This is a genomic window from Roseovarius sp. Pro17, assembly GCF_035599575.1.
In the GTDB taxonomy this organism is placed as follows: Bacteria; Pseudomonadota; Alphaproteobacteria; order Rhodobacterales; family Rhodobacteraceae; genus Roseovarius.
The window spans coordinates 2,777,479-2,790,883 of the sequence record NZ_CP141179.1 but is presented as its reverse complement, the minus strand read 5'-3'; the positions used below and the strand labels follow the sequence as shown (position 1 = coordinate 2,790,883).

Below are 13,405 nucleotides of genomic sequence, written 5' to 3'. Positions count from 1 at the left end.
AGCGTTGGGCCATGTCGTTAACTGCTAAAAATCTCAGTGTCTCACGCGGTGGCATCGCTGTGCTGGAGGGCGTGACCCTGACCCTCGCACCGGGGTGCGCGCTGATCCTGCGTGGCCCGAACGGGTCGGGCAAGACGACGCTTTTGCGCACACTCGCTGGCCTTCAACCGCCGCTGAGGGGCAGCATCGACGCCCAAGAGGGCGCGCTGGTCTATGCAGGGCACGCCGACGGCATCAAGGGCGCGCTCAGCGTGCGCGAAAACCTTGCCTTTTGGGCCGCCATATTCGGCGGCGGCGATGTCGAGGCTGCGATGGATGCCTTTGCGCTGGCACCTTTGGCGGATCGTCCCGCCGCTGCGTTGTCGGCTGGGCAGAAACGCCGGCTCGGGCTTGCCCGCCTGATCGTTGCGCGGCGTGCCATCTGGCTGCTGGATGAGCCGACCGTGTCGCTGGACACATCCGCGACCGCCATGTTCGTCGCCGCCCTGCGCGCGCATCTGGCGACCGGCGGATCGGCGATCATCGCCACCCATATCGATCTGGGGCTGGACGAGGGGCACGTGCTGGATATTGCCCCGTTCAAGGCGCGCGCCACCGCGCTGGATTCCTTTGATGAGGCGTTCCTATGATCGCCCTTCTCCTGCGCGATCTGCGCCTTGCGGTGCGCGCCGGGGGCGGCTTTGGCCTTGGCCTCGCGTTCTTTTTGATCGTCGTGGTGCTGGTGCCCTTTGCCGTCGGACCGCGCGCTGATCTGCACCGGATGATCGCGCCGGGCGTGCTGTGGCTGGGCGCATTGCTGGCCTGCCTTCTGTCGCTTGACCGGATATTCGCGCTGGATCACGAGGACGGCTCGCTGGACCTGCTGGCCACTGCACCGCTGCCGTTGGAGGCGCTGGTCAGCGTCAAGGCGCTGGCACATTGGCTGACCACTGGCCTGCCGCTGGTAATCGCCGCGCCCGTGCTGGCGGTGCTGCTGAACCTGCCCGCGCCGGGCTATGCGCCGCTCATCCTGTCGCTGGTACTGGGGACGCCGGCCCTTAGCGTCATTGGCACGTTCGGGGCGGCACTCACCGTGGGCGTGCGCCGGGGTGGTTTGCTGATGTCGCTCTTGGTGCTGCCGCTCTACGTGCCTACCTTGATCTTTGGGGCTGAGGCGGCGCGGCGCGGCGCCGAGGGTTTGGGCTATGCGACGCCCCTGACAATGGTGGCTGGAATCACCTGCGGCGCTATCGCCCTATTGCCCTTCGCCTCGGCTGCGGTAGTAAGGGTCAACCTGCGCTGACGCGTTAGAAGGGAATACTATGGCCTCGCTCTGGGAATACGCCAACCCGCGCAAATTTATCGCGACATCGGACCGCGTCCTGCCGTGGATCGGCGCGCTTGCGCTCGTGTCGCTGGCTATCGGCCTGATCTGGGGGTTCTTCTTTACGCCCGAGGATTACCGACAGGGCGCGAGCGTCAAGATCATCTATTTGCATGTTCCCGCCGCCCTCATGGCGATCAACGCATGGCTGATGATGCTGGTCGCCTCGCTGATCTGGATCGTGCGCCGACACCATGTCAGCGCGCTGGCCGCCCGCGCCGCCGCCCCCGTAGGTGCTGTGATGACGCTGATTGCGCTGGTCACCGGTGCGCTCTGGGGCCAGCCGATTTGGGGAACGTGGTGGGTGTGGGACCCGCGCCTGACGTCGTTCCTGATCCTGTTTCTTTTCTACCTCGGATACATCGCCCTCTGGGCCGCGATCGAAAATGACGATACCGCCGCCGATCTCACCGCAGTTTTGTGCCTTGTCGGGTCGGTTTTTGCCATTCTCAGCCGCTATGCGGTCCTGTTCTGGAACCAGGGCCTGCATCAGGGCGCATCGCTGAGCATGGATGCCGAAGAGAATGTGGCAGACGTGTTTTACCTGCCGCTGCTGGTTTGTATCGCGGGGTTTGTGCTGCTGTTCGTGGCGCTCGTCCTCGTGCGCACGCAAACCGAAATTCGCGCCCGCAGAATGCGTGCGCTGCTGGCCCGCGAAAGGATGGGATGATGCCCGAGCTGGGAAAATACGCGGTCGCTGTCTTGTCGTCCTATGGCGTGTCTCTGGTGATGCTGGGGGCGCTGGTGGCGCTCAGCATGATGCGCGCACGTCGGGTGCGCCGCCAACTGGAGGTGCTTGAGGGAAGGATGCGCGGCAATGGCTAAGTTTTCGCCCCTCATGATCGCTCCGCCGGTCCTTTTCGCCTTCCTTGTAGGGCTGTTCGTCGTCGGGATGCAGCGGGGCGATCCTGACGCGCTGCCGTCTGTCTTTATCGACCAACCCGCGCCGCCCGTGCCGGAAAAGGGGCTGGAGGGGCGCACATTGCTGACCGACGCGGACCTGCGCACAGGTGACGTTACAATCGTAAATTTCTGGGCCAGCTGGTGCCCGCCCTGCCGGGCCGAACATCCGACGCTCAAGGCGCTAACTGGCGAAGGGCTGCGTGTGGCGGGCATCAATTTCAAAGACGGTGCGGCGCAGGCGCAAAGCTATTTGAACGACGATGGGGACCCGTTCTTTGCCCTGGGGTTCGACCCCAAGGGGGCGAGCGCCATCGACTGGGGCGTCACCGCGCCGCCCGAGACATTCATCGTCGATGGCGACGGCACGGTCCTCTTCCGCTTTGCCGGGCCGCTGATCGGTAGCGATTATGAGCAGCGGTTTCGCCCTGAATTGGACAAGGCGCTGGGTCGATAAAAAAAACGCCCGCTGGCCTGAGGCTGCGGGCGTCTTCAATGTCAGCGCTATGCGCAGATCAGGCAGATTTTGCCAGATTGCGCAGCACATAGTTCAACACGCCGCCATTCTCGACATACTCGATCTCAATGGCCGTATCGATCCGGCATTTCAGCGTGATCTCTTTCTCGCTGCCGTCCTCCATCGTGATCGTGCAGGGCACTTCGGCCAGCGGCTTGATGGTATCCAGACCCGTGATCGAAACGCTTTCCTTGCCGGTCAGGCCCAGCGTCTTGCGCGTGTCACCATTCGTGAACTCGAACGGGATGACGCCCATGCCAACGAGGTTCGAGCGGTGGATGCGCTCAAAATTCTCGGTGATCACGGCCTTGACGCCCAAGAGGGCTGTGCCCTTGGCCGCCCAGTCGCGGCTGGAGCCCGCGCCATATTGCTCACCACCAAAGATAACCAGCGGCGTGCCGTTTTTCTGATGCGCCATCGCGGCGTCGAAAATCGACATCTGTTCGCCATCCGGCCCGATCGTATAGCCACCCTCGACGTCATCCAGCATCTCGTTGCGGATGCGGATGTTGGCGAAGGTGCCGCGCATCATCACCTCGTGGTTGCCGCGCCGCGAGCCGTAAGAGTTGAACTCGCGCACTGGCACCTGATGATCGCGCAGATACTGGCCCGCTGGCGTGCTTTCCTTAAAGCTGCCAGCGGGGCTGATGTGGTCGGTCGTGACCATATCGCCCAAAAGAGCCAGAACGCGGGCATCTGTGATATTCTCGATGTTGCCGGAATCCTTGGACATACCTTGGAAATAGGGCGGGTTCTGGACGTAGGTAGATTGCGGGGGCCAATCATATGTTTCGGCATCGGAGGTCTCGACCGCCTGCCATTTTTCGTCGCCCTTGAACACGTCGGCATATTTCGACTGGAACGCCTCGCGCGTGACTGTCTTTTCGACCAGTTCGTTGATCTCGGCGCTGCTGGGCCAGAGATCTTTCAGATAGACGTCCTTGCCGTTCTGGTCCTGACCCAAAGGTGTCGTGACGATGTCGATATTCATATCACCAATCAATGCATAGGCCACGACCAGCGGCGGGCTTGCCAGATAGTTGGCACGCACGTCCGGCGAGATACGACCCTCAAAGTTGCGGTTGCCCGACAGCACCGACACGCCGATCAGATCGTTCTCGTTGATGGCCTGCGAAATCGAAGGCTCCAGCGGGCCCGAATTGCCGATGCAAGTGGTGCAACCATAGCCGACAAGGTTGAAGCCAATGGCGTCCAGATCCTCCTGCAGCCCGGCGGCTTCCAGATATTCGCTTACGACCTGACTGCCTGGTGCAAGGCTGGTTTTGACCCAAGGCTTGCGCGTCAGTCCCAGCTCACGCGCCTTGCGCGCGACAAGGCCGGCACCAATCATCACGTAGGGGTTGGACGTGTTGGTGCACGAAGTGATCGAGGCAATGACGATGCTGCCGTCATGCAGCTGATAAGGATCGTTGCCATTGACGCTGGCGACGACGCCGCGACGATGATGGCCGATATCACCGGGAATCTTACAGGGCGCGATTGGGCCGCCCTCGGCCTCCCAACGGTCCTTTTGCTTTTCCGGGGCCTTGTCACCACCGCGCTCGCCTTTGATGTATTCGCGAAACGTCACCGCCGCCTTGTCGAGCGCGATGTGATCTTGCGGACGCTTTGGACCGGCGATCGCAGGCACGATGGTGCCCATGTCCAAATGCAGCGTGTCGGTGTAGATCGGCGCGTAATCTGCATCCCGCCACATGCCGTTCTCTTTGGCATAGGCCTTGACCAGCGCAACGCGGTCCTTGTCACGCCCTGTGTTGGTCAGGTAGCGCAGTGTTTCGTCATCGATGGGGAAAAAGCCGCAGGTTGCGCCGTATTCCGGTGCCATGTTGGCGATTGTCGCGCGGTCGGCCAGCGGTAGATTGTCGAGGCCCTTGCCGTAGAATTCGACGAATTTGCTGACCACGCCTTTTTCACGCAGCAGTTCGACAACTTTCAGGACAAGGTCAGTGCCGGTGGTGCCTTCTGTCATCTGGCCGGTCAGCTCAAAGCCGACGACCTCTGGGATCAGCATCGAAATGGGCTGACCCAGCATGGCGGCCTCAGCCTCGATCCCGCCAACGCCCCAACCGAGGACAGCGACACCGTTAACCATGGTTGTGTGGCTATCGGTGCCGACCAGCGTGTCGGGATACGCGACCTCTTCGCCGTTTTGGTCTTTGTCGGTCCAGACGGTTTGGGACAGATACTCCAGGTTCACCTGATGGCAGATGCCGGTGCCGGGTGGCACGACGCGGAAATTGTTGAACGCGCCCTGGCCCCATTTAAGGAACTGATACCGCTCCATGTTGCGCTCATATTCGCGGTCGACGTTCATCTGAAAGGCGCGGGGATTGCCGAATTCGTCGATCATCACCGAGTGGTCAATGACCAGATCAACGGGGTTCAGCGGATTGATCTGCTGCGCCTTACCGCCGAGAGCGACGATCCCGTCGCGCATCGCGGCGAGGTCGACGACCGCCGGAACGCCGGTGAAATCCTGCATTAGAACACGTGCCGGACGATATGCGATCTCGCGTGGGTTCTTGCCACCCTTTTCGGCCCATTCCGAGAATGCCTTGATGTCGTCCTGCGTGACGGTCTTGCCGTCCTCAAAGCGCAGCATGTTCTCAAGCACGACCTTTAGCGCTGCGGGCAGGCGGCTGAAATCACCAAGACCAGCCTCTTCGGCGGCCTTGATCGAATAATAGGCGACCGACTGGTCCCCGGATTTTAGCGTCTTGCGCGTCTTGGCAGAATCATGTCCCACATTGATTGGCATCTGGCTATCCTTTCGGGTCATTAAAACGTTAAGGGCACGACGCGGCGAGGCGGCGTGCGTGAAATGGCCTGCGAAAGCGGGATGCGCCCATGGCCTACTCCGACAAAACGCCGCGACGGCGCATTTCGTTGCACGTGGCCGTTGCTGGCGCCGGAGTCTGTCGCGCGCCGCTTCGCTCACTCATGGTTCTGGCGCATTTGAAATCGGCAATCAAGAGGCCATCATAGCTTTTGTATACTATTGCACACCGAAAGTCATCTCCGGCGGGGATGCGCGCGCTGACGAAACCTTGATTGGTGTTTCATCGGGCCGACCCATAGCGTCACAAGGCTGAACAAACGCGACCAATTGAGGGCCATTATATGCGCGCTGTCACGTCCTTGCTCTTGGCAGCCATGCTGTTGGCGATACCCAGTTTCTCCGTCGCGCAGGCCAACAAGCCGGTTCTGGTTGAGCTTTACACTTCGCAAGGGTGCTCGTCCTGCCCGCCTGCGGATGCGTTTCTGCACGAGTTGGCGGCGCGCGACGATGTGATCGCGCTGGCGCTGCATGTGGACTACTGGGATTATATTTTCGACGATACGTTCGGTAAGGCCGCCCATACCAAACGCCAATATGGCTATGCTGCAGCCGGCGGGCGCGAGATGGTCTATACCCCGCAGATGATCATTGACGGACAGGAGCATGTCGTCGGCAACAGGCCCAAGGACGTGAACGCCGTGATCGCACGCCACCTAGCGGCGTCGGGATCTGTTGCGCTGACCCTGTCGCGCGTGGACGGCCAGCTAAGTATTACGGCCGATGCCGTTCAGGGGTTCGACGCACCGCTGATTATACAGATCGCGCGCTACATCCCGGAAGAGTCAGTTGTGATAGATCACGGCGAAAATGCTGGGCATACGTATTCTTACGTTAACATTGTGACGGACATGGCCGAGTTGGGTCAATGGGATCCGGCCAAGCCGCTGGCGATGAAGGTGCGTACGCCAGGCGATGCGCCGGTGGTCGTGATCCTGCAGCGCCCCGGCTATGGCAAGGTTGAGGCGGCTGCGCTACTTCGGTAGATCGCCGACAATGTCGACGCCGCTTGCCTGTGCCGCGATGCGCGCCGCGCCGCGATCAGCCATGTCGCCGGTGCCATCCTTCCAGCGACGGTGAATCCAGAACCACTGATCCATGTGGCGGCGTACCTGCACCTCCAGACGGGCATTGAATTCGCGTGTCATCTCGACAGGATCGCCGGGCGGGATAGGCTCTTCGACATGGATGTCGAAATCGAGACCGTTCTCGCGCCGGATTCCCCAGACAGGCACCAGCGGCGCGTCGAATTTCAGTGCCAGTTCTGCCGTGACCAGCGATGTTAGCGCGGGTTGGCCAAAGAAGTCGAGCGGCACGCCGCCATGCGCGTTCAGGTCGTTGAGAATAGCCAGGACGCCGCCTGCCCGCAGATGCTTGGTCATTTGCACCATGCCGCGACGGCCCTGCTCGAACATGGGTTGGCTGAGAGATCCCATAGCTTCGGTGTAATGCACGTTGAAATAGCGGTTCTTCATCGGGCGATAAAAAACGCCCATTTCGAACCCCTGCTGGACCATCGCAACGCGTGCGGCGTTGAAGCTGCCCAGATGCCCGGTAACAAAGATCACCGGGCGCCCCTCGGTTCGGGCCTCTTGAATGGCGGGCAAGCCGGGGCCGGAGACGGGCGAATGGGACGCGCGCGCGGAAAATTCGGCGGCGGAATACATCTCCATCATGTTGCGACCCGCATTGTCAGGCACGGCCCGCATCAGGCGGCGCACATCGCTTTTGGGCAGGTCCGGCATGGCCAGCGCGAGGTTCTCGCGCACACGGGCCGAATAGCCCGCCAGTGGCGCGACGATGTGGGCGGTCATCCATCCCAGCGCCGGGATGCGCCAGCGGTATGGCATGAGGCCAGCCAGCGCGATCACCGCGCGCAGCACCAAATTGACAAGGTACTCACCGGCGCGCTGGGCCCAAGGATCTTTGTCTTCGCTCATGGTTCGCCTCGCCGCGTTACCCGGATTCAGCAGACATAAAGCGCGTCCGCCGTGACCACAAGGCGCGAGGCGGCCGGTGCCGGGCTCAATATCAGTCGTCGTTCTCTGCCTCTTCCGGTTGGATCAGCGTGATCTCACCCGAGGCTTGCAAGCGACGGATGCCGTTAACGACCTGCATCATCGCCTCTTCGCCTTCTTTTGGCTTGATGCGGCCCCGCTCTTCGATCTCTTCGCGCACCGCGTCGGCCAGGCGGCGCGACATGTTTTCCAGAATGAACTCCGCCACTTCTCCCAGATCGTTTGCTGATGCGGCACCGAGGGCGATGACAAGAACCGATTGGTCAACCTCGCGCACGATTTTCGGCACATCCATCGGGCCGACCCGCCCAGGGATGTTTGCGAAGGTGAATATCGCCCGGCGCACCTGCTCGGCAAATGCCTGATCCTCGGCGTCTAGGCCGGTCAGCACGTCGTCGCGCAGGGCCGACGAAGTAGAATTGAGGATCGCGCCAACCCGGTTTGCCGGACCATCGTCGAAGGCGGTCGGGGGCATGTCATTCAGCTGCGCGGCCAGCGATAGACCGATCCGATCGACCGCGCCGGGTGTGACGGCATCAGTTTGGGATACAGCAAAGGTCACGCGCCGGGCGGTGTCGCCGGGCAGGCGACTGAGCAGATCGGCGGCGCGGGCGACGTCCAGCTTGGACAGCATGACGGCCGCCACCTCGGTGCTTTCAGCCTGAATGATGGGCACGAGGTCGGCTATATCGGCAGCGCGCACCTGCTCCCACGGATCACCGAACTGGCGCACGCCTGCCTCCTTGCGCAGTCGTGCGGCGGTCTGAGGGCTGATGCGTCCGTCAAGTGCGCTCAGTGCCCCGGCCATGCCATGTGGAAATGTCAGCCCCATCGCCTCAAGTTCGGCTGCGAACTCGGTCACGACCGAGATCAGCGTCGTGCGGTCGACATAGCGCATCGAACCCATTTGCGCCGTCAGCGTCCCTTGCAAGACGTCGGGCAGGTCCGACAATGGCACATCTGCCCCCTCGTTGAGTAAAAACCGAACGATGATCGCCGCCTTTTGCCGACGGTTCAGGCGCGCGGCGGTAGGCGCATGGCCCGGCTGTGGCGCGGGCGGCGCGATACGGGCAAGCGGTGTAGGTTGGTTCATTTCAGTCCTCTTGCATCCCATGGCGGGGCGTCACAAGAGAGCGTAGGCTGCGAAGAGTGAAGAAACGTCTAAAATGCGAACGTATCGCGAACATAAAGCGCGAACAGTATCGCTATTTTGACCGAACGGCTGTCAGTAGCAGGAGGTTTGGCCTGTATGGCCCCCCCGTATCGATCGAGCATCGCTGCCAGATGGGCGGTTCAAATATGACCTCTCCGCTCGGTTGCGCCTTAAAACGCAATACGGCCCGCCAGAATGGCGAGCCGCATGCATCGCTGGGCCGTCAGCTGCTGATCGGCAAGCAGGCCTTTGCATCCGCATCATAGGCGGTGCCGTCCGCGCAGGACATGATCTGGGCGCTCTTGCCGTGATTGCAGCCCGCCGCCAGCGACAATGTCGGCGCCAGCGTCAGGACAAGTGCGATGGTCAGGGTCTTCATGTGCAAGCCTCCTGTGATTGGGTGACGCTAGGATAACCCCGATACGCCGCGCCACCTAATCACGTTTTTGCAGGCCCCGTTTTCAGGTTTGGTCGCCAAAGACACGGGCAAAGATCGTGTCGACATGCTTGGTATGGTAGCCAAGGTCGAATTTCTCTTCGATCTGCTCGGCAGGCAGCGCCTTTAGCACGTCCTGATCGGCCAGCAGTTCGGTTTTGAAATCCTTGCCTTCTTCCCAGACCTTCATCGCATTGCGCTGGACCAGCTTGTAGGAATCCTCGCGGCTGACACCGGCCTGCGTCAGGGCCAGAAGGACGCGCTGCGACATCACCAGACCGCGGAATTTATTCATGTTGGCCAGCATGTTGTCCGGATAAATCACCAGCTTGTCCACTAGCCCTGTCAGGCGCGCCAGCGCGAAATCGAGCGTGATGGTCGTATCCGGGCCAATATTGCGCTCGACCGACGAGTGCGAGATGTCGCGCTCGTGCCAGAGGGCCACGTTTTCCATCGCCGGGACCACCGCCATGCGCACAAGGCGGGCGAGGCCGGTCAGATTTTCTGACAGAACCGGGTTACGCTTGTGCGGCATCGCGCTGCTGCCTTTTTGGCCCGCGCTAAAGAACTCCTCGGCCTCCAGAACCTCGGTGCGCTGCATGTGGCGAATCTCGATCGAGATATTTTCGATGCTGCTGGCGACGACGCCAAGCGCGGCAAAGAAAGCCGCATGACGGTCGCGTGGGATGACCTGTGTGCTGATCGGCTCGGGGGTGAGGCCCAACTGCTTGCAGACATGTTCCTCGACCGCCGGGTCGATATTGGCGAAGGTGCCGACAGCGCCGGAAATCGCGCCGGTAGCGATCTCGAACCGGGCCTTTTCTAGGCGGTTCAGGTTCCGGTCCATTTCGGCATAAAAGCGCGCGAAGGTTAGGCCCATGGTCGTTGGCTCGGCGTGGATGCCGTGGCTGCGGCCGATGCGGATCGTATCCTTATGCTCGAACGCGCGGCGTTTCAGGGCGGCCAGCAATGCCTTCATGTCGTCGATCAGGATGTCGCTGGCGCGCACCAGCTGCACGTTGAAACACGTGTCAAGAACGTCCGAGGATGTCATGCCCTGGTGCACGAAGCGCGCCTCGTCGCTGCCCACATGCTCGGCCAGATGGGTGAGAAAGGCGATGACGTCATGCTTCGTCACGGCCTCGATTTCGTCGATCCGGGCGACGTCGAATTCAACATCTTTGGCCTTCCATACGGCCTCGGCATTCTCGCGGGGGATCACGCCCAGATCGGCCATGGCGTCGCAGGCATGGGCCTCAATTTCGTACCAGATGCGGAATTTCGTCTGAGGCGACCAGATGGCGACCATTTCGGGGCGGGAATAACGGGGAATCATGCGAATAGCCTCGGGTTGATGGCGGTTGCGCGGGGTTTAGCCCGCGTGCGGCCCGATGCCAAGGCGCGCGGGCCGGTTGCGCTGGTCTGGTGGCTATCATTGCAATTCGGCCTGATTGTTTTATCAGTCGAAACAACAAGAGCGATCTGGACAAGGACCTAAATGCGCAGGCGCACCCTTACCCGGCGTGCGTGACGATCTGCGAGGTGGCTTCCAGCGTGCGATGCACCGGGCAGCGGTCGGCGATTTCCAGCAGGCGCGCGCGCTGGTCCTTGTCCAGATCGCCCTCCAGATACACGGTACGGATAAAGCGGTCGACCTTTTCCGGGGTGACGCCGCTGGCGTCCTGCGCATGAACCTTGTCATGGCAGACATCGACATGCACATGGGCCAGTGGCCATTCCTTGCGCCGGGCGTACATACGGATCGTCATCGACGTGCAGGCCCCCAGACCCGCAGAAAGGAAGCCATAGGGCGACATGCCGCGATCCGTGCCGCCATAGGCCAGCGGTTCATCCGCGACTGCATGGTGGCGCGGGCCAGAGTTGATGTCTTGCAGGAATCCGTCTGGGTCGGCCTCGCTGACACGCACGATGCCTTCGGGCGCACCGGGGGGCGGTGCGGGCGGCTTTAGGTCCAGATATTGCGCGGCCCAAGCAGCGATGACCTCGGCGGCATATTCGGCACGGCCGGGGCGGGTGATCAGATGGTCGGCGTCGTCCAGCGTGACAAAGCTTTTGGGATGTTTGGCGGCGCTGAAAATGGCGGCGGCGTTGTCGATGCCGACGATTTCGTCGCGCGGTGCGTGCAGTATCAGCAGGGCGCGGCCCAGACTGGCGATATCGGGGGCGAGTGCGGCGGCGCTGACGTCCTCGACAAAGGCGTGCCCAATTCGGATGGGGCGGCCGCCAAGGGTCACCTCGGCTGCACCGCCTTCGGCGATTTTATCCAGCGCCCCGGCAAAGTTGTGCGTCACATGCCCGGGATCGAACGGCGCGCCGATGGTCACCACCGCGCGCACCGACGTTAGCCGCCGCGCGACGCGCAGCACCGCCGCACCGCCTAGCGAGTGACCGATGAGCAGTCCGGGTGCCATGCCGCGCGCGTCCAGCGCCTGCGCAGCCAGTTCCAGATCCTCGACATTGCTGGTGAATGTCGTGTTCTCGAACTCACCCTCGGAATGGCCCAGCCCGGTAAAATCAAAGCGCAGCACGGCGATTCCCGCCCCCGCCAACCGGGCGGCGATGCGGCGGGCGGCGGGGGTATCTTTGGAACAGGTAAAGCAATGCGCGAACAGCGCGGTGGCCAGATGCGGCCCCTCAGGCAGGTCCAGTCGCGCCGCCAATTCGGCACCATCATGTCCGGTGAATGTCAGGCGTTCGGTTGGCATGTGCGCGTCCTTTCAGGCTATTCAGCCAGAATAGGCATCACCGGCGCAGGATGCATCCCTTTCGTCTGCGGGGTCACGGCAAGGTGAGAGTCTCAGTCGCCCATCAGCGCAGGATCGAACGGATAGCGCGTCAGGTTTTCATATCCGTCCTCGGTGATCAGTACCTGATCCTCCAGCTTGATCGAAAAATCGCCGCCTTCGGGGCTGATCAGCGCCTCGACGCACAGGGTCATGCCCGGCTCTAGCGGGTAGTCGAACGCGCCCGGCACCGCCTGATCGGGATAAGCGACCAGCGGCCATTCATCGCATAGGCCGACCCCGTGCATGAGGCAGCCATATTTGCCGTTCATGTATTCAGCGTCCAGCCGATGCGCGCGTTCGCTGATTTCGGGCACGGTGATACCGGGGCGCAGCAACTCCATATTGGCGCGGATGTGCTCGATCCCGTGCTGCATGGCATAGACCATGTCGAGGCGCGGTTTGGCATCGCCAATCCACCACGTGCGGCTGATATCGACGCAGATGCCATAGCTGCCGATCAGGTCGGTGTCGAAGGCGACAATCTCATTGTTCTGGACGATCCGCCCGCCGCATTCCTGAAACCACGGGTTCGTGCGTGGTCCGGAGGTCAGCAGCCGCGTTTCGATCCACTCACCACCGCGACGGATGTTCTGGGCGTGCAGAACGGCCCAGATATCATCCTCGGACATATCGCCGCGCGGCACGCCGGCGCGTGCGGCATCCTCCATCGCCTTAACTGCGACCTCGCAGGCGTGGCTGGCACAGCGCATTGCCTTGATTTCATCCGGGCCTTTGACGGCGCGGCATTTTTCGGTCAGCTCCTCGCCGGGGATGATGTCCAGCCCCTGCGCCTCAAGCGCGCGCAGACCGTGCAGCATGATCTTGTCCACCGCGAGGCGGCTGTTGCCGGGTGCGTGTTCGGCCAGAAGCAGGCGCACCTCGTTGGAAAATACATCTGCGGCGACGTCCACCTTGTCGCCCCTGTCGAAATAAAACAGGTCCGCGCCGCTGCGCTGTTCGCGCACCAGCGGATTGAATTCACTGAGGAAGGGCGAGTTCTTGTAATCCCAGATCACCATATAGCCGTCAGCACAAAGCAGCACGGCCCGAAACGGGTTATGCGTGTTCCAAAGCTGCATGTTGGTGCTGTCGGTCGCATAGCGGATGTTCAGCGGATCAAACACCAGTAACCCCGCCAGCCCTCGGTCATTGATGAATCGCGTCAGCCGCTCCCAGCGGAAGCGGCGCATGGCTTGCAGATCAGGCAGTTCCAGCCCCGCCGCTGCCCATTCGCTGTAGGCCAGCTGTGTCGGCCCGATTTCGACCCGGTCTGCATTGTTGGGGGTATTATCGCCGAGCCTATCGCCACGAGTGGGGTCGATCTTGCGGGTGTCGCGGTAATGGTGATTCATGT

13 protein-coding genes are annotated in these 13,405 nt (G+C 61.9%); 6 read left to right on the top strand and 7 right to left on the bottom strand.

Going from position 1 to position 13,405, the window contains the following annotated elements; genetic code table 11:
- Positions 1-11 precede the first annotated feature (11 nt).
- From ccmA to U3654_RS13580, 5 genes are read left to right on the top strand one after another with little or no spacing between them, the layout of a single operon-like run.
- Positions 12-629 carry a heme ABC exporter ATP-binding protein CcmA gene (gene ccmA, locus U3654_RS13600; RefSeq protein ID WP_324752082.1) on the top strand — a complete coding sequence of 206 codons (618 nt, stop codon included), beginning with the start codon at positions 12-14 and terminating at the stop codon, positions 627-629.
- Positions 626-1,282 (top strand): heme exporter protein CcmB, encoded by a 657-nt coding sequence (gene ccmB / locus U3654_RS13595; RefSeq protein ID WP_324752081.1) that lies wholly within the window; start codon positions 626-628, stop codon positions 1,280-1,282. The genes ccmA and ccmB overlap by 4 nt, the downstream gene beginning before the upstream one ends.
- A 19-nt stretch (positions 1,283-1,301) precedes the next feature.
- Complete coding sequence (locus U3654_RS13590; RefSeq protein ID WP_324752080.1) at positions 1,302-2,033, top strand: heme ABC transporter permease; 732 nt, start codon at positions 1,302-1,304, stop codon at positions 2,031-2,033.
- A complete protein-coding gene (gene ccmD, locus U3654_RS13585) occupies positions 2,033-2,188 on the top strand; it encodes a heme exporter protein CcmD (RefSeq protein WP_416384517.1) in 156 nt (51 codons plus the stop codon). Before U3654_RS13590 ends, ccmD begins: the two co-directional genes overlap by 1 nt.
- A complete protein-coding gene (locus U3654_RS13580) occupies positions 2,181-2,720 on the top strand; it encodes a DsbE family thiol:disulfide interchange protein (RefSeq protein ID WP_324752078.1) in 540 nt (179 codons plus the stop codon). The genes ccmD and U3654_RS13580 overlap by 8 nt, the downstream gene beginning before the upstream one ends.
- Positions 2,721-2,778: 58 nt before the next feature.
- Here the strand turns inward: U3654_RS13580 and acnA are convergent, their stop codons facing one another.
- A complete protein-coding gene (acnA, locus tag U3654_RS13575) occupies positions 2,779-5,559 on the bottom strand; it encodes an aconitate hydratase AcnA (protein ID WP_324752077.1) in 2,781 nt (926 codons plus the stop codon).
- Between the two features lie 362 nt (positions 5,560-5,921).
- On the opposite strand from acnA, the gene U3654_RS13570 reads away from it, so the two are divergent.
- Positions 5,922-6,623, top strand: coding sequence for a DUF1223 domain-containing protein (locus tag U3654_RS13570; RefSeq protein ID WP_324752076.1), 702 nt, complete (start codon positions 5,922-5,924; stop codon positions 6,621-6,623).
- On the opposite strand, the gene U3654_RS13565 is transcribed toward U3654_RS13570, so the two are convergent.
- The 6 genes from U3654_RS13565 to dddP form a co-directional block, all read right to left on the bottom strand.
- The gene (locus U3654_RS13565; protein WP_324752075.1) at positions 6,612-7,577 is read right to left on the bottom strand and encodes a lysophospholipid acyltransferase family protein; all 966 of its coding nucleotides are present in this window, start codon (positions 7,575-7,577) and stop codon (positions 6,612-6,614) included. The genes U3654_RS13570 and U3654_RS13565 overlap by 12 nt on opposite strands.
- Before the next feature lie 91 nt (positions 7,578-7,668).
- On the bottom strand, positions 7,669-8,748 hold the full coding sequence (locus U3654_RS13560; protein ID WP_324752074.1) for a flagellar motor switch protein FliG: 1,080 nt from the start codon (positions 8,746-8,748) through the stop codon (positions 7,669-7,671).
- 283 nt (positions 8,749-9,031) lie between these two features.
- Positions 9,032-9,187 (bottom strand): hypothetical protein, encoded by a 156-nt coding sequence (locus tag U3654_RS13555; protein WP_324752073.1) that lies wholly within the window; start codon positions 9,185-9,187, stop codon positions 9,032-9,034.
- A gap of 82 nt (positions 9,188-9,269) precedes the next feature.
- Positions 9,270-10,580, bottom strand: a complete 1,311-nt coding sequence (gene purB / locus U3654_RS13550; protein WP_324752072.1) for an adenylosuccinate lyase — start codon at positions 10,578-10,580, stop codon at positions 9,270-9,272.
- 178 nt (positions 10,581-10,758) lie between these two features.
- Positions 10,759-11,970 carry a bifunctional alpha/beta hydrolase/OsmC family protein gene (locus U3654_RS13545; protein ID WP_324752071.1) on the bottom strand — a complete coding sequence of 404 codons (1,212 nt, stop codon included), beginning with the start codon at positions 11,968-11,970 and terminating at the stop codon, positions 10,759-10,761.
- A gap of 92 nt (positions 11,971-12,062) precedes the next feature.
- On the bottom strand, positions 12,063-13,403 hold the full coding sequence (gene dddP / locus U3654_RS13540; RefSeq protein ID WP_324752070.1) for a dimethylsulfonioproprionate lyase DddP: 1,341 nt from the start codon (positions 13,401-13,403) through the stop codon (positions 12,063-12,065).
- Positions 13,404-13,405: the final 2 nt, after the last annotated feature.